Annotated in this window: 20 protein-coding genes; 16 read left to right on the forward strand and 4 right to left on the reverse strand. The window is 63.2% G+C overall.

Annotation, left to right across the window (positions count from 1 at the left end):
- Positions 1-39: 39 nt before the first annotated feature.
- The 3 genes from BLR26_RS07295 to BLR26_RS07305 are packed head-to-tail and all read left to right on the forward strand — an operon-like array spanning position 40 to position 3,602.
- Positions 40-699 (forward strand): paraquat-inducible protein A, encoded by a 660-nt coding sequence (locus tag BLR26_RS07295; RefSeq protein WP_045200780.1) that lies wholly within the window; start codon positions 40-42, stop codon positions 697-699.
- The gene (locus BLR26_RS07300) at positions 686-1,309 is read left to right on the forward strand and encodes a paraquat-inducible protein A (RefSeq protein WP_010220589.1); all 624 of its coding nucleotides are present in this window, start codon (positions 686-688) and stop codon (positions 1,307-1,309) included. Before BLR26_RS07295 ends, BLR26_RS07300 begins: the two co-directional genes overlap by 14 nt.
- The gene (locus BLR26_RS07305) at positions 1,302-3,602 is read left to right on the forward strand and encodes a PqiB family protein (protein ID WP_093379382.1); all 2,301 of its coding nucleotides are present in this window, start codon (positions 1,302-1,304) and stop codon (positions 3,600-3,602) included. The genes BLR26_RS07300 and BLR26_RS07305 overlap by 8 nt, the downstream gene beginning before the upstream one ends.
- Before the next feature lie 140 nt (positions 3,603-3,742).
- Here BLR26_RS07305 and rpsT read toward each other — a convergent pair whose 3' ends face one another.
- Positions 3,743-4,021 (reverse strand): 30S ribosomal protein S20, encoded by a 279-nt coding sequence (gene rpsT / locus BLR26_RS07310; RefSeq protein ID WP_010220592.1) that lies wholly within the window; start codon positions 4,019-4,021, stop codon positions 3,743-3,745.
- A gap of 251 nt (positions 4,022-4,272) precedes the next feature.
- On the opposite strand from rpsT, the gene murJ reads away from it, so the two are divergent.
- From murJ to ispH, 6 genes are all read left to right on the forward strand, one after another.
- Entirely contained in the window at positions 4,273-5,811 is a 1,539-nt protein-coding gene (gene murJ, locus BLR26_RS07320; protein WP_045200785.1) for a murein biosynthesis integral membrane protein MurJ, read from the forward strand.
- 118 nt (positions 5,812-5,929) lie between these two features.
- Positions 5,930-6,880 carry a bifunctional riboflavin kinase/FAD synthetase gene (gene ribF, locus BLR26_RS07325; protein WP_045200788.1) on the forward strand — a complete coding sequence of 317 codons (951 nt, stop codon included), beginning with the start codon at positions 5,930-5,932 and terminating at the stop codon, positions 6,878-6,880.
- Positions 6,877-9,708 carry an isoleucine--tRNA ligase gene (ileS, locus tag BLR26_RS07330; protein ID WP_093379387.1) on the forward strand — a complete coding sequence of 944 codons (2,832 nt, stop codon included), beginning with the start codon at positions 6,877-6,879 and terminating at the stop codon, positions 9,706-9,708. The genes ribF and ileS overlap by 4 nt, the downstream gene beginning before the upstream one ends.
- A complete protein-coding gene (gene lspA, locus BLR26_RS07335) occupies positions 9,701-10,216 on the forward strand; it encodes a signal peptidase II (RefSeq protein ID WP_045200792.1) in 516 nt (171 codons plus the stop codon). The genes ileS and lspA overlap by 8 nt, the downstream gene beginning before the upstream one ends.
- A complete protein-coding gene (gene fkpB, locus BLR26_RS07340; RefSeq protein ID WP_045200794.1) occupies positions 10,209-10,646 on the forward strand; it encodes an FKBP-type peptidyl-prolyl cis-trans isomerase in 438 nt (145 codons plus the stop codon). Before lspA ends, fkpB begins: the two co-directional genes overlap by 8 nt.
- A 14-nt stretch (positions 10,647-10,660) precedes the next feature.
- On the forward strand, positions 10,661-11,608 hold the full coding sequence (gene ispH, locus BLR26_RS07345) for a 4-hydroxy-3-methylbut-2-enyl diphosphate reductase (RefSeq protein WP_093379392.1): 948 nt from the start codon (positions 10,661-10,663) through the stop codon (positions 11,606-11,608).
- On the opposite strand, the gene BLR26_RS07350 is transcribed toward ispH, so the two are convergent.
- Entirely contained in the window at positions 11,597-12,073 is a 477-nt protein-coding gene (locus BLR26_RS07350; protein WP_256326698.1) for a GspH/FimT family pseudopilin, read from the reverse strand. The two genes, ispH and BLR26_RS07350, sit on opposite strands and share 12 nt — an antisense overlap.
- Before the next feature lie 142 nt (positions 12,074-12,215).
- Between BLR26_RS07350 and BLR26_RS07355 the strand changes: the two genes are divergently transcribed.
- From BLR26_RS07355 to thiO, 5 genes are read left to right on the forward strand one after another with little or no spacing between them, the layout of a single operon-like run.
- Positions 12,216-12,419, forward strand: a complete 204-nt coding sequence (locus tag BLR26_RS07355; protein WP_045200800.1) for a type IV pilus modification PilV family protein — start codon at positions 12,216-12,218, stop codon at positions 12,417-12,419.
- Entirely contained in the window at positions 12,416-13,075 is a 660-nt protein-coding gene (locus tag BLR26_RS07360; RefSeq protein WP_093379402.1) for a PilW family protein, read from the forward strand. Before BLR26_RS07355 ends, BLR26_RS07360 begins: the two co-directional genes overlap by 4 nt.
- The gene (locus BLR26_RS07365; RefSeq protein WP_093379407.1) at positions 13,068-13,577 is read left to right on the forward strand and encodes a PilX N-terminal domain-containing pilus assembly protein; all 510 of its coding nucleotides are present in this window, start codon (positions 13,068-13,070) and stop codon (positions 13,575-13,577) included. The genes BLR26_RS07360 and BLR26_RS07365 overlap by 8 nt, the downstream gene beginning before the upstream one ends.
- 20 nt (positions 13,578-13,597) lie before the next feature.
- The gene (locus BLR26_RS07370; RefSeq protein ID WP_093387269.1) at positions 13,598-13,996 is read left to right on the forward strand and encodes a type IV pilin protein; all 399 of its coding nucleotides are present in this window, start codon (positions 13,598-13,600) and stop codon (positions 13,994-13,996) included.
- A gap of 27 nt (positions 13,997-14,023) precedes the next feature.
- Positions 14,024-15,127, forward strand: a complete 1,104-nt coding sequence (gene thiO / locus BLR26_RS07375) for a glycine oxidase ThiO (RefSeq protein WP_093379411.1) — start codon at positions 14,024-14,026, stop codon at positions 15,125-15,127.
- 74 nt (positions 15,128-15,201) lie between these two features.
- Here the strand turns inward: thiO and BLR26_RS07380 are convergent, their stop codons facing one another.
- Both BLR26_RS07380 and BLR26_RS07385 read right to left on the reverse strand, forming a co-directional pair.
- The gene (locus BLR26_RS07380; RefSeq protein WP_038998721.1) at positions 15,202-15,432 is read right to left on the reverse strand and encodes a PP0621 family protein; all 231 of its coding nucleotides are present in this window, start codon (positions 15,430-15,432) and stop codon (positions 15,202-15,204) included.
- Between the two features lie 93 nt (positions 15,433-15,525).
- Positions 15,526-16,548 (reverse strand): outer membrane protein assembly factor BamD, encoded by a 1,023-nt coding sequence (locus tag BLR26_RS07385; RefSeq protein ID WP_093379415.1) that lies wholly within the window; start codon positions 16,546-16,548, stop codon positions 15,526-15,528.
- Positions 16,549-16,698: 150 nt separating this feature from the next.
- Here BLR26_RS07385 and rluD point away from each other — a divergent pair, with 150 nt between their 5' ends.
- Both rluD and pgeF read left to right on the forward strand, forming a co-directional pair.
- Complete coding sequence (gene rluD / locus BLR26_RS07390; RefSeq protein ID WP_038998723.1) at positions 16,699-17,661, forward strand: 23S rRNA pseudouridine(1911/1915/1917) synthase RluD; 963 nt, start codon at positions 16,699-16,701, stop codon at positions 17,659-17,661.
- A complete protein-coding gene (pgeF, locus tag BLR26_RS07395) occupies positions 17,658-18,398 on the forward strand; it encodes a peptidoglycan editing factor PgeF (RefSeq protein WP_093379420.1) in 741 nt (246 codons plus the stop codon). The genes rluD and pgeF overlap by 4 nt, the downstream gene beginning before the upstream one ends.
- The last annotated feature ends 121 nt before the right edge of the window (positions 18,399-18,519 follow it).

Genomic DNA, 18,519 nt, shown 5'->3' on the forward strand with positions numbered 1-18,519 from the left:
GGTTAGAATAGCGCCCTCGCGTTGACTCAGAAGTTCACTATGTCAGAACCTGCCGACCCCCATCAGCTCGCCGACCTGCCCCTGGAAGACCTGGTGGCCTGTCACGAATGCGACCTGCTGATGCGCAAGCCTGTGCTCAAGCAAGACGAAAAGGCCCACTGCCCGCGCTGTGGCTACGAGCTCTACGCCCATCGACACAATGTGGTCCAGCGCAGCCTGGCCCTGGTGCTGGCCGCCTTGCTGCTATACGTACCGGCCAACTTCCTGCCGATCATGCAACTGCACCTGCTGGGGCAAACCTCCAACGATACGGTCTGGAGCGGCGTGGTCGGGCTGTACAACACCGGTATGCGCGGCGTAGCGGTGGTGGTGTTTCTCTGCAGCATGGCGATTCCCTTGCTCAAACTGTTGTGCCAGCTGGCAGTGCTATTGAGCATTCGCCTGAACGTTGGTCGCAGTTACGGTTTATTGCTTTATCGGATTTATCACCATCTACGCGATTGGGGCATGCTCGAGGTCTATTTCATGGGCGTGCTGGTGGCGATGGTCAAGCTGGTCGACCTGGCTGAGCTCAGCCTCGGCCTGGGCCTGGCCTGCTTTATCAGTTTGTTGTTGGTGCAGGTGTGGCTGGAGGTGGTGATGTCGCCCCACCAGATATGGAGTGCTTTATCGGGGGAAGACCTGCATGCGTGCGATTGATGCCGGGATTCTGGTTTGTGGCGAATGCCATGAACTGAATCGCCAGGAGCCGGACAGTGACGCGCAAACCTGCACCCGCTGTGGTGCAGTGGTGCACGCCCGGCGGCCAAACAGCCTGGTGCGAACCTGGGCGTTGCTGATTACTTCGGCAATCTTGTACATCCCGGCCAACGTGTTGCCGATCATGACCGTCAGCGCTCTGGGGCAGGGTAGCCCGGACACAATAATGTCCGGCGTCATCACCCTGATGAAGCACGGCATGCTGCCGATCGCCGCGGTAGTGTTCATCGCCAGTATTCTGGTGCCGACTTTCAAGCTGGTCGGCATTGCCCTGCTGCTCTATTCGGTGCAGCGCCACCAACCGTTGTCGGCCCGGCAACGGATCCTGATGTACCGCTTCATCGAATTCATCGGACGCTGGTCGATGCTGGATATTTTCGTGATCGCCATTCTGGTGGCGGTGGTGAATTTCGGCAGGATCGCCAGTGTCGAAGCCAATCTGGGCGCCGTCGCCTTCGCCAGTGTGGTGATTCTGACGATGCTCGCTGCAGTAACCTTCGATCCCCGACTGATTTGGGATAACACGGAGTCGGATGACGACCATGAGTGATTTGCCTACGGCTAAAACCCGCCCAGCTTCGAACTGGTCGGCCATATGGATATTGCCCCTGATCGCCCTGGTGATTGGTGGCTGGCTTGGCTGGCAGGCCTATCGCGAGTCAGGTGTGAACATCCAGGTCCGCTTTGAGAGCGGTGAAGGTATCGTCGCCAACAAGACCGAAGTGGTCTTCAAGGGCATGTCGGTCGGTAAGGTGAAAGAGCTGGTGCTGGATGCCAAGGGCAGCAATACCGGGGTCATCGCCACCATCGAAATGAACAAGGAGGCCGAGCCGCACCTGAACACCGGTACGCGCTTCTGGCTGGTCAAACCGAGCGTTAGCCTGGCCGGGATCACCGGCCTGGAAACCTTGGTATCGGGCAACTACATTGCCGTCAGCCCGGGGCAGGGCGAGCCGACCAAGCGCTTCAAGGCACTGGATGAAGCGCCGCCGTTGTCCGACAGCGAGCCGGGCCTGCACCTGACCCTCAAGGCCGACCGCCTGGGTTCGCTCAACCGCGACAGCCCGGTGTTCTACAAGCAGATCCAGGTTGGCCGGGTGAAGAGCTATCGCCTCGCCGAAGACCAGGGCACGGTCGAGATCAAGGTGTTCATCGAGCCGGCCTACGCCGACCTGGTGCGCAAACATACGCGCTTCTGGAATGCCAGCGGCATCAGCATCGACGCCAACCTCTCCGGGGTGAAGGTACGCAGCGAGTCGCTGGCCAGCATCGTCGCCGGCGGTATTGCCTTCGCCACCCCCGAGCACCGCAAGGACAGCCCGCCCACTGATCCGAACCTGCCGTTTCGCTTGTACGAAGACTTTGATGCGGCCCAGGCCGGGATTCGCGTCAAGGTCAAGCTGAGCGACTTCGAGGGCCTGCAGGCCGGGCGTACCCCGGTGATGTACAAAGGCATCCAGGTCGGCTCGCTGAAGACCCTCAAGGTTGATCCCGACCTGGCCAGTGCCATGGCCGAGCTGACCCTCGATCCGCTGGCCGAAGACTACCTGGTCGACGGTACGCAGTTCTGGGTGGTCAAGCCATCGATCTCCCTCGCCGGTATTACCGGCCTGGAAGCGCTGGTCAAGGGTAACTACATTGCCATCCGCCCGGGCGACAAGGGCGCGACGCCGCAGCGCGAGTTCGAGGCGCGAGCCAAGGCACCGCCACTGGACCTCAAGGCGCCCGGCCTGCACCTGGTGCTGTACAGCGACAACCTTGGCTCGCTGGAAGTCGGCAGCCCGATCCTCTACCGCCAGGTCAAGGTCGGTACGGTGCAGAGCTACCAGTTCTCGAAGAAGAGCAAGCGCCTGCTGATCGGTGTGCACATCGAGAAAGAGTACGCCGGCCTGGTCAACGGTTCGACGCGCTTCTGGAATGCTAGCGGCATTACCCTGAGTGGCGGCCTGTCGGGCATCCAGATCAAGAGTGAATCGCTGCAGAGCCTGATGGCTGGCGGTATCGCTTTCGACACACCTATCCCGAATGTGAAGCTCAAGCGCCGCATTCCGTTCTTCCGCCTCAATGAAAGCCAGGAAGCGGCCAACCGCAGCGGTACCACGGTGACCATCCGCGTCGATCGCGCAGACGGCCTCAAGGTTGGCACGCCTGTTCGCTTCAAGGGTCTGGATGTCGGCAAAATCGAACAGGTCGACCTGACCAATGATTTGCAGGCGGTGCTGCTCAAGGCGCGGATTACCGAAGTGCCGGAGCGCATTGCCCGCGAAGGTACGCAGTTCTGGGTGGTCAAGCCGGCCCTGGGCATCGTCAAGACCGCCAACCTGGAAACCCTGGTCACCGGCCAGTACCTGGAAGTGCAGCCGGCAGTCAGAAGCACCGGGCCGCAGCTCAACTTCAATGCCTTGCCTCAGGCGCCGGATTTCTCTGAGCGCGAAGCTGGCCTGTCGCTGGTGCTCAGTGCTGCGCGGCGGGGTTCGATCAAGCCGGGCGTACCGGTTACCTACCGCGAGATTCCGGTCGGCAAGGTCACCGGCTTCGAATTGGGCCAGACCGCCGACCGGGTACTGATCCATATCCTGATCGAGCCCAGGTATGCAGCGCTGGTGCGTGGCGGTAGCCGTTTCTGGAACAGCAGCGGCTTCGGCTTCGATATCGGCCTGTTCAAGGGCGCGACGGTGCGTACCGAGTCGCTGGAGACCCTGATAGAGGGCGGCATCGCCTTCGCCACGCCAGACGGCGAGAAGATGGGCAATCCGGCGCGGCCGCAGCAGACCTTCGCCCTGTTCGACAAGGCCGAGGATGAATGGCTGCAGTGGGCACCGAAGATTCAGATTGGTAAGTAGTCGCTAGCCATCGAGGGTCAAGCCCGCTCCTACACAAACCTGTAGGAGCGGGCTTGACCCGCGATGCTTTTCTGCCCGCAACCCAAATCACAGGCAATAAAAAACCGACCCTAGGGTCGGTTTTTCAACAAGCATGTCGCTTAGGCAGCTGCAGCTTCTTTCAGCGCCTTGATGTGGCCATTCAGACGGCCTTTATGGCGAGCAGCCTTGTTCTTGTGGATGATACCTTTATCGGCCATACGGTCGATAACTGGAACAGCCAGAGTGTAAGCAGCTTGCGCTTTTTCGGCGTCTTTTGCGTCGATGGCTTTTACTACATTCTTGATGTAGGTACGAACCATGGAACGCAGGCTGGCGTTGTGGCTGCGACGCTTCTCAGCCTGTTTTGCACGTTTTTTGGCGGAAGGTGAGTTGGCCACCGTCGAGCTCCTCGAAAGACTTGGTAAATAGCAAACAAAATAGGCCGCGAATCATGCCGATGAGTTGATCGGTTGTCAAGGGCACTTGCATGGTTCCGCTGAGTGGTCGTTCTGTACAAGGGAGTGATTCCCTTCTGCGGTACGACCTGTAAACTCGGGAGCTTTTGCTCTGCTTGCGTTGCGGCGCGGAGTATCGCACAACTGGGCGCGTTGCGGCACAGCCCTTTATCCTCAGGCGTGAAAAACTTTCGATGAATCTTCTTAAATCCCTGGCCGCGGTCAGCTCCATCACCATGATCTCGCGGGTGCTGGGCTTTGTCCGCGACACCATCCTGGCGCGGGTATTCGGTGCCGGCGTGGCCACAGACGCCTTCTTCATTGCCTTCAAGCTGCCCAACCTGCTGCGGCGCATCTTTGCCGAAGGCGCGTTTTCCCAGGCGTTCGTGCCGATTCTGGCCGAATACAAGACCCAGCAAGGCGAGGAGGCGACCCGCACCTTCATCGCCTATGTCAGTGGCCTGCTGACCCTGGTGCTGGCCCTGGTCACCGCCCTGGGTATCCTCGCCGCGCCCTGGGTGGTGTGGGTCACCGCCCCAGGCTTTGTCGACAGCACAGAAAAATACCAGCTGACCACCGACCTGCTGCGGGTGACCTTTCCTTATATATTGCTGATCTCGCTGTCATCGCTGGCCGGCGCCATCCTCAATACCTGGAACCGCTTTTCGGTGCCGGCCTTCGTGCCGACCCTGCTCAACGTGGCGATGATCGGCTTTACCCTGTTCCTCACGCCATATTTCGACCCGCCGATCATGGCCCTGGCCTGGGGCGTGCTGGCTGGCGGCCTGGCGCAGCTTCTGTACCAGCTGCCGCACCTGAAGAAGATCGGCATGCTCGTGCTGCCGCGCCTGAACCTGCGCGACAGCGGTGTATGGCGAGTGCTCAAGCAGATGCTGCCGGCGATCCTCGGGGTTTCGGTAAGCCAGATCTCGCTGATCATCAACACCATCTTCGCCTCGTTCCTGGTCGCAGGTTCGGTGTCGTGGATGTACTACGCCGACCGCCTGATGGAGCTGCCTTCCGGAGTGCTGGGTGTAGCCCTGGGTACTATCCTGCTGCCCACCCTGGCCAAGACCTACGCCAACCGCGACCGGCACGAATACTCGCGGATCCTCGACTGGGGCCTGCGCCTGTGCTTTTTGCTGGTGCTGCCGTGCACCCTGGCCATGGCGATCCTGGCCGAGCCGCTGACCGTGGCGTTGTTCCAGTACGGTAAATTCAGCGCCTTCGACGCGGCCATGACCCAGCGTGCGCTGATTGCCTATTCCCTCGGGCTGCTGGCGATTATCCTGGTCAAGGTCCTGGCCCCTGGCTTCTACGCCCAGCAGAACATTCGTACTCCAGTGAAGATCGCCATCTTCACCCTGGTCTGCACCCAGCTGTTCAACCTGGCCTTCATCAGCCACCTGCAGCACGCCGGCCTGGCCCTGGCCATCAGCCTCGGCGCCTGCCTGAACGCCGGCCTGCTGTACTGGAAGCTACGCCAGCAGCAGTTGTTCCAGCCACAACCGGGCTGGGCCAAGTTCCTCGCCAAGTTGGTGGTGGCAGTGCTGCTGATGTCGGCGGTGTTGCTGGTGGGCATGCACTACATGCCGGCCTGGGCCGAAGGGCAGATGCTTGAGCGCTTTCTGCGCCTTGGCGCGCTGATCCTGGCCGGAGTCGTGACCTATTTCGGCTGTCTGCTGCTGTTCGGATTCCGCCCGCGTGACTTCGCCCGCAAGGCGTTGCATTAAGGCGTAACGGCGGTCAGACGTCGGTTTTACACATTCCACGCCACGGGGTGACGCTGCTGCCTGTCGTCAGCGCCCGGGTGTGGTTATAATCGACCACTTTATGAGCAAGAAGCGCGTTATGCAGCTGGTTCGAGGCCTCCACAACCTGCGCCCCCAGCACCGGGGCTGTGTCGCCACTATTGGCAACTTCGACGGTGTTCACCGCGGCCACCAGGCAATCCTGGCGCGCCTGCGTGAGCGAGCGGACGAGTTGGGCGTGCCCAGCTGCGTGGTGATTTTCGAGCCACAGCCGCGTGAATACTTTGCCCCCGACACTGCGCCCGCACGCCTGGCGCGCCTGCGCGACAAGGTCGCCCTGCTGGCCGCCGCCGGTGTCGACCGGGTGCTGTGCCTGGCGTTCAACCAGCGCCTGAGCAAGCTCAGCGCCGCCGAGTTCGTCGACACCATCCTGGTCGATGGCCTGGGCGTGAAGCACCTGGAAGTGGGCGACGATTTCCGCTTTGGCTGCGACCGGGTTGGCGACTTCGACTTCCTCGAGCAGGCCGGTATCCTTCAGGGCTTTACCGTCGAAGCGGCGCAAACCGTCGAACTCGATGGCCTGCGGGTCAGCAGCACGCAAGTGCGCGATGCCCTGGCCAATGCCGATTTCGCCCTGGCCGAGCGTTTGCTGGGGCGGCCGTTCCGCATCCGCGGGCGCGTGCTGCACGGGCAGAAGCTGGCACGCCAGCTGGGTACCCCGACAGCCAACATCCAGCTCAAGCGCCATCGGGTACCGCTTACCGGGGTTTACCTGGTCAGCGTCGAGGTCGATGGCAAGAACTGGCCGGGCGTCGCCAACATTGGTGTACGGCCCACCGTTTCAGGTGATGGCAAAGCCCACCTGGAAGTACATCTTCTGGATTTTGCCGGCGATCTCTATGGCCGGCGTCTGACGGTGGAATTCCACCACAAGCTGCGTGAAGAGCAGCGATTCGCCTCCCTGGAGGCGCTGAAGTCGGCGATCGATGCGGATATCGCCGCCGCACGTGCCCATTGGCACGGTCAACCGCTAACGAAGAGCCTGAAATGACCGACTATAAAGCCACGCTAAACCTTCCGGACACCGCCTTCCCGATGAAGGCCGGCCTGCCACAGCGCGAACCGCAGATCCTGCAGCGCTGGGACAGCATTGGCCTGTACCAGAAGCTGCGCGAAATTGGCAAGGATCGTCCGAAGTTCGTGCTGCACGACGGCCCGCCCTACGCCAACGGCAAGATCCACATCGGTCATGCGCTGAACAAGATTCTCAAGGACATGATTGTCCGCTCCAAGACCCTGTCCGGTTTCGACGCCCCGTACGTCCCGGGCTGGGACTGCCATGGCCTGCCGATCGAGCACAAGGTCGAAGTGACCCACGGCAAGCACCTGAGCGCCGACCAGACCCGCGAGCTGTGCCGCGCCTACGCCGCCGAGCAGATCGAAGGGCAGAAGACCGAGTTCATCCGCCTGGGTGTGCTGGGCGACTGGGACAACCCATACAAGACCATGAACTTCGCCAACGAAGCCGGTGAAATCCGCGCGCTGGCCGAAATGGTCAAGCACGGCTTCGTGTTCAAGGGCCTGAAACCGGTCAACTGGTGTTTCGATTGCGGTTCGGCCCTGGCCGAAGCCGAGGTCGAGTACGCCGATAAAAAATCGCAGACCATCGACGTCGCCTTCCCGGTGGTCGATGAGGCCAAGCTGGCCGCCGCGTTCGGCCTGGCTTCGCTGGCCAAGCCTGCCTCGATCGTGATCTGGACCACCACGCCGTGGACCATCCCGGCCAACCAGGCGCTGAACGTCCACCCGGAGTTCAAGTACGCCCTGGTCGATACCGGCGACAAGCTGCTGGTGCTGGCCGAAGAGCTGGTCGAGTCGTGCCTGAAGCGTTATGCGCTGGAAGGTTCGGTGATCGCCACCGCGCCAGGCTCGGCGCTTGAGCTGATCAACTTCCGTCACCCGTTCTACGATCGCCTGTCGCCGGTATACCTGGCCGACTACGTCGAGCTGGGCGCCGGTACCGGTGTGGTGCACTCCGCGCCAGCCTACGGTGAAGACGACTTCGTCACCTGCAAACGCTACGGCATGGTCAACGACGACATCCTCACCCCGGTGCAGAGCAACGGCGTGTACGTGCCGTCGCTGGAATTCTTCGGCGGCCAGTTCATCTGGAAGGCCAACCCGGCCATCGTCGAAAAACTCTCGGAAGTCGGTGCGCTGATGCACACCGAAACCATCAGCCACAGCTACATGCACTGCTGGCGCCACAAGACCCCGTTGATCTATCGCGCCACCGCGCAATGGTTCGTCGGCATGGACAAGCAGCCCGACAACGGCGACACCCTGCGCAAGCGTGCGGTCAAGGCCATCGAAGAGACCAAGTTCGTCCCGGCCTGGGGCCAGGCGCGCCTGCACTCGATGATCGCCAACCGTCCGGACTGGTGCATCTCGCGTCAGCGCAACTGGGGCGTACCGATCCCGTTCTTCCTCGACAAGCAGTCCGGCGAGCTGCACCCGCGCACCGTCGAGCTGATGGAAGAAGTGGCCAAGCGTGTCGAGAAAGAAGGCATCGAAGCCTGGTTCAAGCTCGACGCCGCCGAACTGCTCGGTGACGAGGCCGGCCAGTACGACAAGATCGCCGACACCCTCGACGTCTGGTTCGACTCCGGTACCACCCACTGGCACGTGCTGCGTGGCTCGCACAGCATCGGCCACGAAACCGGCCCGCGCGCCGACCTGTACCTGGAAGGTTCCGACCAGCACCGCGGCTGGTTCCATTCCTCGCTGCTGACCGGTTGTGCCATCGACAACCACGCACCGTACCGCGAGCTGCTGACGCACGGCTTCACCGTCGACGAGAACGGTCGCAAGATGTCCAAGTCGCTGGGTAACACCATCGAGCCGCAGAAGGTCAACGACACCCTGGGTGCCGACATCCTGCGCCTGTGGGTTTCGGCCACCGACTACTCCGGCGAGATGGCGGTTTCCGAGCAGATCCTGCAGCGCAGCGCCGACGCCTACCGGCGTATCCGCAACACCGCGCGCTTCCTGCTCTCCAACCTGTCCGGCTTCGACCCGGCCCGCGACCTGTTGCCGGCCGAAGACATGCTGGCGCTGGACCGCTGGGCGGTCGACCGTACCCTGCTGCTGCAGCGCGAGCTGGAAGAGCACTACGGCGAATACCGCTTCTGGAACGTCTACTCGAAGATCCACAACTTCTGCGTGCAGGAGCTGGGCGGCTTCTACCTGGACATCATCAAGGACCGTCAGTACACCACTGGCGCCAACAGTGTTGCCCGTCGTTCCTGCCAGACCGCGCTGTACCACATCAGCGAAGCGCTGGTGCGCTGGATCGCGCCGATCCTGGCGTTCACCGCCGACGAGCTGTGGCAGTACCTGCCGGGCGAGCGCAACGAGTCGGTGATGCTCAACACCTGGTATGAAGGCCTGAGCGAGCTGCCGGAAGGCTTCGAGCTGGGTCGGGCCTACTGGGAGCGGATCATGGCCGCCAAAACCGCGGTCAACAAGGAACTGGAAAACCAGCGTGCGGCCAAGGCCATCGGTGGCAACCTGCAAGCCGAAGTCACCCTGTTCGCCGACGACGCCCTGAGCGCCGACCTGAACAAGCTGGGCGACGAGCTGCGCTTCGTGCTGATCACCTCGGCGGCCAGCGTTGCGCCATTCGCCCAGGCGCCAGCCGATGCGGTCGAGACCGAAGTCCCGGGCCTGAAGCTGAAAGTGGTCAAGTCCGGCCACGCCAAGTGCGGTCGTTGCTGGCACTTCCGCGCGGACGTCGGCGCGAACCCGGAGCACCCGGAAATCTGCGCCCGTTGCGCCGACAACATCGGCGGCAAAGGCGAGGTGCGCCACTATGCCTAACCCTGGTGTGGGGCGCTTCGGGCGCCTCAGCTGGCTGTGGCTGAGCGTGCTGGTCCTGGTCCTCGACCAGGCCAGCAAGTTCTACTTCGAGGGCGCGCTGAGCCTGTACCAGCAGATCGTGGTCATTCCCGACTACTTCAGCTGGACCCTGGCCTACAACACCGGTGCCGCCTTCAGCTTCCTGGCTGACAGCTCCGGCTGGCAGCGCTGGCTGTTCGCCCTGATCGCCATAGTGGTCAGTGCCGTGCTGGTGGTCTGGCTCAAGCGCCTGGGGCGCAACGAGACCTGGCTGGCCGTCGCCCTGGCACTGGTGCTGGGTGGTGCGCTGGGCAACCTGTACGACCGCATCGTGCTCGGCCACGTAGTCGACTTCATCCTCGTGCACTGGCAGAACCGCTGGTACTTCCCGGCCTTCAACCTGGCCGACAGCGCCATTACCGTGGGTGCGGTGATGCTGGCGCTGGATATGTTCAAGAGCAAAAAGTCCGGAGAACCCGTCCATGACTGAGACCCGTATCGGCCAGAACACCGAAGTGACCCTGCACTTCGCACTGCACCTGGAAAACGGCGACACCGTCGACAGCACTTTCGACAAGGCGCCAGCGGTGTTCAAGGTCGGCGACGGCAACCTGCTGCCGGGCTTCGAAGCGGCGCTGTTCGGCTTCAAGAGCGGCGACAAGCGCACCGTGACCGTCAACCCGGAAAACGCCTTCGGCCAGCCAAACCCACAGAACGTGCAGGTCATGCCGCGTTCGCAGTTCCAGGACATGGAGTTGTCCGAGGGCCTGCTGGTGATCTTCAACGACGCCGCCAACGCCGAATTGCCCGGTGTGGTGAAAGCCTTCGATGATGCCCAGGTGACCATCGACTTCAACCATCCACTGGCCGGCAAGACCCTGAACTTCGAGGTGGAAATCCTCGCGGTCAAGGCCCTGTGAGCCTGGAGCCTGCCATGCAAATCAAACTCGCCAACCCCCGTGGCTTCTGTGCCGGTGTGGACCGGGCGATCGAGATCGTCAATCGTGCCCTCGAAGTGTTTGGCCCGCCGATCTACGTGCGTCACGAAGTGGTGCACAACAAGTTCGTGGTCGAAGACCTGCGCGCGCGCGGGGCGATTTTTGTCGAAGAACTCGACCAGGTGCCGGACGACGTCATCGTCATCTTCAGCGCCCACGGTGTTTCCCAGGCCGTGCGCCAGGAAGCGGCGGGGCGCGGCCTGAAGGTATTCGACGCGACCTGCCCACTGGTCACCAAGGTGCATATCGAGGTGGCGCGCTACAGCCGTGACGGCCGCGAGTGCATCCTGATTGGCCACGAAGGCCACCCGGAAGTCGAAGGCACCATGGGCCAGTACGACACCAGCAACGGTGGCGCCATCTACCTGGTCGAAGACGAGGACGATGTTGCCAGCCTGCAGGTCAACGACCCGGACAAACTGGCCTTCGTCACCCAGACCACGCTGTCGATGGACGACACCAGCCGGGTGATCGATGCCCTGCGCGCGCGCTTCCCGAATATCGGCGGGCCGCGCAAGGACGACATCTGCTACGCCACCCAGAACCGTCAGGACGCGGTCAAGCAACTGGCCAACGAATGCGACGTGGTCCTGGTGGTCGGCAGCCCGAACAGCTCCAACTCCAACCGCCTGCGTGAACTGGCCGAGCGCATGTCGACCCCGGCCTACCTGATCGACGGCGCCGAAGACCTGCAAAAAAGCTGGTTCGATGGCGTTGAGCGCATTGGTATCACCGCCGGTGCTTCGGCCCCCGAGGTGCTGGTGCGTGGCGTGATCGAACAACTGCGTGCCTGGGGTGCCACGGGCGCCGAAGAGCTTGATGGCCGCGAAGAGAACATCACCTTCTCGATGCCCAAGGAGTTGCGCGTACGTTCACTGATCTGACCCGCCGGCCGCGCACAGCGGCTGCTCGCCGGGCTCTTCGCGCAGGCTGACCCGGCCTGTGTGTGCCAGTACCACCCGGTACTGGCTGAAGGGCTCGGGGCGCTGGCAAATGAACAGCGTCCCGGCCTGAAACGCTCCCCCCGCGTGCAACGGCACCCCCAGCCCACTGAAGCGCACCTGCCGGGCCACCGGTTGATTGCCGACGATGCTTGCCCGCTCAAGCCGCTGCTCGTACAGCAACTGTAGGCCATCCTGCTCGACGACCATGCGCCAGCCATTGCTCCAGTTGTCTTCCCGCGCCTGCAGGCGAACCACCTGGTTGCGCAGCAAGGCCTCGCTGCGTGCGGTGCGCAGGGCCTGGGCCAGGTCCTTGGCGGCGGCGTGCTGTTGTAGCCCGCTGCTCATGGTGTTGTAGGCCGGCAGGCTGATGTGCGTGAGCATCCCCACCAGCGCTAGCGCGAACATCATTTGTATCAGTGTTACGCCCTGTTGCTTCACCGTGCATTCCTCCCTGGAAGTGCTTCTATAGAGTCAGGCCGGCGCACCGCAGCGTCCAGTCGGGCGGGTTGGCAAAGTGCTGGGGAAAAGTCGCAGGAGGGATGGCGCCATGGATGGCGGACGGCAACAAGGAATGAGCTTGCTCGAGGTGCTGCTGGCCATGCTGGTGCTGGGGCTGGGTGTGTTTGCTGCAGCGGCTGCGCAAGTGCGGGCGCTGCAGGCCACCGACAGTGCCTTGCACAGTACTCAGGCGGCGTATCTGCAGCATGGCGCGCTCGAACAAGCGCGCATCAACGCAGGGCCAGGCCGATGACCCGGCAAGCCGGCGTCGCCCTGGTCGAAGTGTTGCTGGCCCTCAGCCTCGGCTTGGTGCTGCTGCTCGGTGTCAGCCGCTTGTTTCTGGCGGCCACTTCGAACTGGCAGGCTCAGGGCATCGCGGCACAACTGCAGGAAGACGCGCGCCTGGCGTTGCAGCGCATGGCCCAGGATATTCGCATGAGCGGCATGTTCGGCTGCTTGCGTGCGGATGCAATCAGCCATGTGAACCCGTCCTCGGCACAGGCGTTTGCCCAACCGCTGGAGGTAATCCGCGCAGCGGACGGCCAATTGCAGCAATTGAGCCTGATCAGCGCCGAAGTCGCTGGCGCCGGTGGGCGGCCGAACTGGACGCTGGTCACCGATTGCATAAGCCAGGCGCGGGTCTATCTCGATGTCCAGGCGGCGCCGGCCGGGCACTTCGCGATACCGATACGACGCCAGACCTATCGCGTTGATGGCACCAGCCTGATGCTCGGCAGCGGCGCCAGTTATGCGCCGCTGATCGACAACCTCGGTGAGCTGCGCGTCGACATTATCAGCCGGAGTGCCACCCGCATCGCCGGACTGCGCCTGAGCCTGACCTTGCTTGACCCGCTGGCGCGGGTAAGGCCGCAGCAGTATCAACTGACAGTGGCCCTGCGCAATGGCTAGGCCCGGCAGCCAGCGTGGGGTGGTCCTGCTGGTCAGCCTGGTGCTGCTGGGGCTGTTGGCTTTGCTCGGCGTCTCGGCGATGGTCAGTGCCACCTTGCAGAGGCGCATGGCCGGCAACCTGCAAGCAGCCTTGCACGGCCTCGAGCAGGCGGAGCAGGCCTTGCTGCTGGGAGAGTCGACCGTCGTCGGCGTGCTGCCATGCTCGTACTGTTTACCGCCGCCGGAAGCTGCACGGGTGCGGGCGCCTGGCGTCTACCGCGGCGAAGGGCCGACCTCCGGCCTGAGCTGGCAAGGCGGCGCCAGCGGCTTCCACCTGGTACAGAACCTTGGCCAGAGTACCCACGCCGCGCACTGGCCTGCCAACCTGTCCGTTACCTTGTACCGGATCACCGCCGTCAGCCACGCCTGGGTAGGGCGCAGCGTGCTCGAAAGCGTTTATGCACAGGCTGTAGAAGAGGGCGCCCAGCCACCCAGGCGCATTCTCTGGCGCCAGCTTCACTAGGAGTTCGACTTATGTCCACCCTGCAGAAAGGTTTGAGCCTGATTGAACTGTTGCTTGTCGTCGCCGTGGTCGGCATTCTGGCGGGCATTGCCTATCCCAGCTACAGCGAACAGGTCCGCAAGGCCGCACGCACGGAAATCGCCGGGTTGCTGTTCGAAAGCGCGCAACTGCTCGAACGTCACTATGCCCGCAGCGGCCAGTACGCCGACAGCGAAGCCCTGGTCACCCCATTGGCGCCCGGGACCGAGCACTACCGGCTGCAGGCCGTTCGTCTTTCGACGTCATTCACCCTTACCGCCCGGCGCATTGGCGGTGGTTTGATGAACAGTGACCGCTGCGCCGATTTCGAACTCGACCAGGCCGGTGTGCGCCGCAATCCCGGCGCCGTTGATGGCGGCCGCGGCTGTTGGGGTGGCTGAGGTTTACTTCAGACGTTGGATCAATACATGACCAAGCAAGTAGTGATTGTCGGTGGCGGGGTAATCGGCCTGCTGACAGCGTTCAACCTGGCGGCCGAGGTCGAGCAGGTGGTGCTGTGTGACCGTGGCGCGCTCGGCCAGGAGTCTTCCTGGGCTGGCGGCGGCATCGTCTCGCCGCTGTACCCGTGGCGCTATAGCCCGGCGGTAACGGCCCTGGCGCATTGGTCGCAGGATTTTTATCCACAGCTGGGCGAGCGCCTGTTCGCCAGCACCGGGGTTGACCCTGAAGTGCACACCACCGGCCTGTACTGGCTGGACCTCGACGACGAAGCCGAAGCCCTGGCCTGGGCCAAGCGCGAAGGACGGCCGCTAAGTGCTGTGGATATCTCGGCGGCCTATGACGCGGTGCCGGTGCTGGGTGGCGGTTTCCGCCGCGCCATCTACATGGCCGGGGTTGCCAACGTGCGTAACCCACGCCTGGTCAAATCACTCAAGGCCGCCTTGCTGGCGCTGCCGAACGTGAGCATTCGCGAGCAGTGCGAAATCACCGGCTTCAGCCGTGAGGGCGAGCGCATCACCGGGGTCGAGACTGCAACCGGGCCGATTCCGGCCGATCGCGTGGTGCTGACGGCTGGCGCCTGGAGCGGCGACTTGCTGCGGCCATTGGGCCTGGAGCTGCCGGTGGAGCCGGTGAAAGGGCAGATGATCCTGTACAAGTGCGCCGAAGACTTTTTGCCGAGCATGGTGCTGGCCAAGGGGCGTTATGCGATCCCGCGGCGCGACGGGCATATTCTGGTGGGCAGTACCCTGGAGCATGCCGGTTACGACAAGACCCCAACCGACGAAGCGCTGGAAAGCCTCAAGGCATCGGCGGTGGAGTTGCTGCCGGCGCTGGCCGACGCCACCCCGGTGGCCCATTGGGCGGGGCTGCGGCCGGGTTCGCCTGAGGGCATTCCGTACATCGGCGAGGTGCCAGGCTATGCCGGACTGTGGCTGAACTGCGGGCATTACCGCAATGGCCTGGTGCTGGCGCCGGCGTCCTGCCAGTTGTTTGCGGATTTGTTGCTGGGGCGTGAGCCAATCATTGATCCGGCGCCATATGCACCGGCTGGGCGGGTGGCTGCTCTTTAGGGCTCATCGCGGGGCAAGCCCGCTCCTACAATCTGGTAGGGGCGGGCTTGCCCCGCGACGCAGGCGCCGCGCAATCAGCGCTGCGCCCCAGGCCCCTGCTCCAGATGCGCCTGACTGCAATACCACTGCGCCCCGCGATGCAGCGCCCGGTCACTGGGCAAATGCACGCCGCAATGGGCGCAGCGGACCATCTTCAGCGGGTCTTCGAGGCTGTTGTTTTGCCCAGCAGCATTGCTGGCCTTGAACTTGCGCCACAGCCAGAAGGCAGCAGCAATCAGGGCAATCCAGAAAAGTAGGCGAACCATGGTGTCCAGCTTTGTCAGTGAAGAGCCTTCAGTCTAGGGCTCGGGCATGAAAAAAGGGAGGCCTTGGCCTCCCTTTATCTTTTACACGATGGCTCAGTCGAACACACCGAAGGTCATGTAGCTGAACCAGGAGCGGTCTTCGTTGTTACCTTCCGCTTCGTGGTTTTCTTCTTCGATGATGTCACCGTTGGCATCTTTAGGCAGCAGCTCTTGCGGGATCGCGTCCTTGGCGTCCTGGTACTGCTTCACCACGTCCTGGTTGGCACGGGTTTCACCCGGCGGCAGCGGCGGGGCGGTATTGATCAGGCCCAGGGTGGCCTTGGACAGCCACGAGCGGTTGTCGGCTTCGTTCTGCTGCGGCACGAACTGGCCATCGACCAGGCTCGGGTGGTCCGGGTAGTTGAGCTTGAGGGTTTCCAGGCTGGTGGCCGCCAGTTCGTCCAGGTGCAGGCGCATGTAGGCTTCGGTCATCACCGCCAGGCCGTCGCCGACCGATGGGGTTTCCTGGAAGTTCTCTACTACATAGCGGCCACGGTTGGCGGCAGCGACATAGGCCTGACGGGTCAGGTAGTAGTCGGCCACGTGGATTTCGTAGGAAGCCAGCAGGTTGCGCAGGTAGATCATGCGCTGCTTGGCGTCAGGCGAATAGCGGCTGTTGGGGAAGCGGCTGGTCAGCTGGGCGAATTCGTTGTACGAGTCGCGGGCAGCGCCCGGGTCACGCTTGGTCATGTCCAGCGGCAGGAAGCGCGCCAGCAGGCCGCGGTCCTGGTCGAACGAGGTCAGACCCTTGAGGTAGTAGGCGTAGTCGACGTTCGGATGCTGCGGATGCAAGCGAATGAAGCGCTCGGCGGCAGACTTGGCAGCCTCCGGTTCGGCGTTTTTATAGTTCGCGTAGATCAGCTCGAGCTGGGCCTGGTCGGCGTAGCGGCCGAACGGATAGCGCGATTCCAGAGCCTTCAGCTTGCTTGTGGCGCTGGTATAGCTGTGGTTGTCCAGGTCGGCCTGCGCCTGCTGGTACAGCTCGGCTTCGCTCAGGTTTTCGTCGACGACTTCCTTCGAAGAACAAGCAGCGGTCAGTCCGAGGATGGCGATCAGCAGCAGGTGTTTCACTTGCATGGCGGCTTGCGTCCCTATGACGGCCGCTGTCTTGGGCGTGGCCGTCCTGTTATGATGAGCACCCCGATGCAACCCTCGGGGCAAAAGACGTCGTATTTAACCACAAGCGCGCAGTCGAAACCAAAGGCTGTGCCGCCCGCTGATTCGAGCATGTCCGAGATCATTCAACTTCGCGCAGAGGTGCCGTCCGAATTGGGCGGGCAACGCCTCGACCAAGTCGCCGCCCAATTGTTCGCTGAGCACTCGCGCTCGCGCCTGTCCACCTGGATCAAGGAGGGGCGCCTGACGGTCGATGGCGCTGTCCTGCGTCCGCGCGATATCGTCCACGGCGGTGCGCTGCTGGCGCTCGATGCCGAGCAGGAAGCCCAGGGCGAGTGGGTGGCCCAGGACATCGAGCTGGATATCGTCTATGAAGACGACCACATCCTGGTGATCAACAAGCCTGCCGGGCTTGTGGTCCACCCGGCTGCGGGCCACGCCGATGGCACCCTGCTCAATGCCCTGCTGCACCACGTGCCGGACATCATCAACGTGCCGCGCGCCGGTATCGTCCACCGCCTGGACAAGGACACCACCGGTCTGATGGTGGTGGCCAAGACCATCCAGGCGCAGACCCAGCTGGTTGCCCAGTTGCAAAGCCGCAGCGTCAGCCGCATCTATGAATGCATCGTGATCGGTGTGGTCACGGCCGGCGGCAAGATCAACGCGCCGATCGGTCGCCACGGCGGTCAGCGCCAGCGCATGGCGGTCACCGAAGGCGGCAAGCCTGCGGTCAGCCACTATCGCGTACTGGAGCGCTTCCGCTCGCACACCCACGTGCGGGTCAAGCTCGAAACCGGGCGTACCCACCAGATCCGCGTGCACATGGCCCACGTCAACTTCCCGTTGGTCGGCGACCCGGTCTACGGCGGGCGCTTCCGCATTCCGCCAGCGGCCAGCCTGACCATGGTCGACGCGCTCAAGACCTTCCCGCGCCAGGCCCTGCATGCACGCTTCCTGGAGCTCGATCACCCGGTGACGGGCGAGCGCATGGGTTGGGAATCGGCGCTGCCGGACGACTTCGTCTGGCTGCTGTCGCTGCTCAAGCAGGACCGCGAGGCGTTCGTCGGATGAGCGAGCTGACGCAAGTGCTGCTGTTCCCGGACTGGCCTGCGCCAGCCGGGGTGCGCGCCTGCGTCACTACGCGCAGCGGCGGGGTCAGCCTGCCGCCCTATGAAAGTTTCAACCTCGGTGACCATGTTGGCGATGCGCCAGCAGCGGTGGCCGAGAACCGCCGGCGCCTGACCGCCGAGTTCGGCATCCAGCCAGCCTGGCTCAAGCAGGTGCATGGCGTAGTTGTAGCCGATGCCGACCCTGGCGTTATTGCCGAGGCTGATGCCAGCTACAGCGATACCCCCGGCATTGCCTGCACGGTCATGACCGCCGACTGCTTGCCGGTGCTGTTCTGCGACCGCGCCGGCACCCGCGTAGCCGCCGCCCATGCGGGCTGGCGCGGGCTGGCCAACGGTGTGCTGGAGGCGACCCTGAAGCGCTTGGCACTGCCGCCCGAAGAGGTGCTGGTGTGGCTGGGCCCGGCGATTGGCCCGCAAGCCTTTGAAGTCGGCCTTGAGGTGCGTGACGCGTTCACGACCGTTCATCCGGAAACTGCCCAGGCCTTCGTGCCCGGTGCCCAGCCCGGCAAGCTGATGGCCGATATCTACCAGCTGGCCCGCCTTCGCCTTGCAGCGCGCGGCGTCAATGCCGTCTATGGTGGTGGCTTGTGCACCGTCAGCGACCCGCGCTTCTATTCTTATCGGCGCACCCCGCAGGGTGGCCGCTTCGCTTCGCTGGTCTGGCTGGCAGCGCGCTGACCTGGATCAAGCCCGCCTAGCTTGAATCTTCCAGAATCACCCTTATCTACAGTGGTATCTCTGGCAGGTTTTTCTTCATCAGGTGTGTCCATCGCTCCGACCTGCCCATAAAGGAAGGTAA

The sequence above is a fragment of the Pseudomonas sp. UC 17F4 genome (assembly GCF_900101695.1).
In the GTDB taxonomy this organism is placed as follows: Bacteria; Pseudomonadota; Gammaproteobacteria; order Pseudomonadales; family Pseudomonadaceae; genus Aquipseudomonas.

What these genes read in the sequence shown, in the direction of transcription:
- BLR26_RS07380 (WP_038998721.1), bottom strand. Translation starts at nt 15,432, where the DNA reads ATGGTTCGCCTACTTTTCTGGATTGCCCTGATTGCTGCTGCCTTCTGG.
- ispH (WP_093379392.1), top strand. Translation starts at nt 10,661, where the DNA reads ATGCAAATCAAACTCGCCAACCCCCGTGGCTTCTGTGCCGGTGTGGAC.
- lspA (WP_045200792.1), top strand. Translation starts at nt 9,701, where the DNA reads ATGCCTAACCCTGGTGTGGGGCGCTTCGGGCGCCTCAGCTGGCTGTGG.
- fkpB (WP_045200794.1), top strand. Translation starts at nt 10,209, where the DNA reads ATGACTGAGACCCGTATCGGCCAGAACACCGAAGTGACCCTGCACTTC.
- ileS (WP_093379387.1), top strand. Translation starts at nt 6,877, where the DNA reads ATGACCGACTATAAAGCCACGCTAAACCTTCCGGACACCGCCTTCCCG.
- BLR26_RS07385 (WP_093379415.1), bottom strand. Translation starts at nt 16,548, where the DNA reads ATGCAAGTGAAACACCTGCTGCTGATCGCCATCCTCGGACTGACCGCT.
- BLR26_RS07355 (WP_045200800.1), top strand. Translation starts at nt 12,216, where the DNA reads ATGGATGGCGGACGGCAACAAGGAATGAGCTTGCTCGAGGTGCTGCTG.
- rluD (WP_038998723.1), top strand. Translation starts at nt 16,699, where the DNA reads ATGTCCGAGATCATTCAACTTCGCGCAGAGGTGCCGTCCGAATTGGGC.
- murJ (WP_045200785.1), top strand. Translation starts at nt 4,273, where the DNA reads ATGAATCTTCTTAAATCCCTGGCCGCGGTCAGCTCCATCACCATGATC.
- BLR26_RS07300 (WP_010220589.1), top strand. Translation starts at nt 686, where the DNA reads ATGCGTGCGATTGATGCCGGGATTCTGGTTTGTGGCGAATGCCATGAA.
- BLR26_RS07350 (WP_256326698.1), bottom strand. Translation starts at nt 12,073, where the DNA reads ATGTTCGCGCTAGCGCTGGTGGGGATGCTCACGCACATCAGCCTGCCG.
- BLR26_RS07305 (WP_093379382.1), top strand. Translation starts at nt 1,302, where the DNA reads ATGAGTGATTTGCCTACGGCTAAAACCCGCCCAGCTTCGAACTGGTCG.
- ribF (WP_045200788.1), top strand. Translation starts at nt 5,930, where the DNA reads ATGCAGCTGGTTCGAGGCCTCCACAACCTGCGCCCCCAGCACCGGGGC.
- BLR26_RS07365 (WP_093379407.1), top strand. Translation starts at nt 13,068, where the DNA reads ATGGCTAGGCCCGGCAGCCAGCGTGGGGTGGTCCTGCTGGTCAGCCTG.
- BLR26_RS07360 (WP_093379402.1), top strand. Translation starts at nt 12,416, where the DNA reads ATGACCCGGCAAGCCGGCGTCGCCCTGGTCGAAGTGTTGCTGGCCCTC.
- thiO (WP_093379411.1), top strand. Translation starts at nt 14,024, where the DNA reads ATGACCAAGCAAGTAGTGATTGTCGGTGGCGGGGTAATCGGCCTGCTG.
- BLR26_RS07295 (WP_045200780.1), top strand. Translation starts at nt 40, where the DNA reads ATGTCAGAACCTGCCGACCCCCATCAGCTCGCCGACCTGCCCCTGGAA.
- pgeF (WP_093379420.1), top strand. Translation starts at nt 17,658, where the DNA reads ATGAGCGAGCTGACGCAAGTGCTGCTGTTCCCGGACTGGCCTGCGCCA.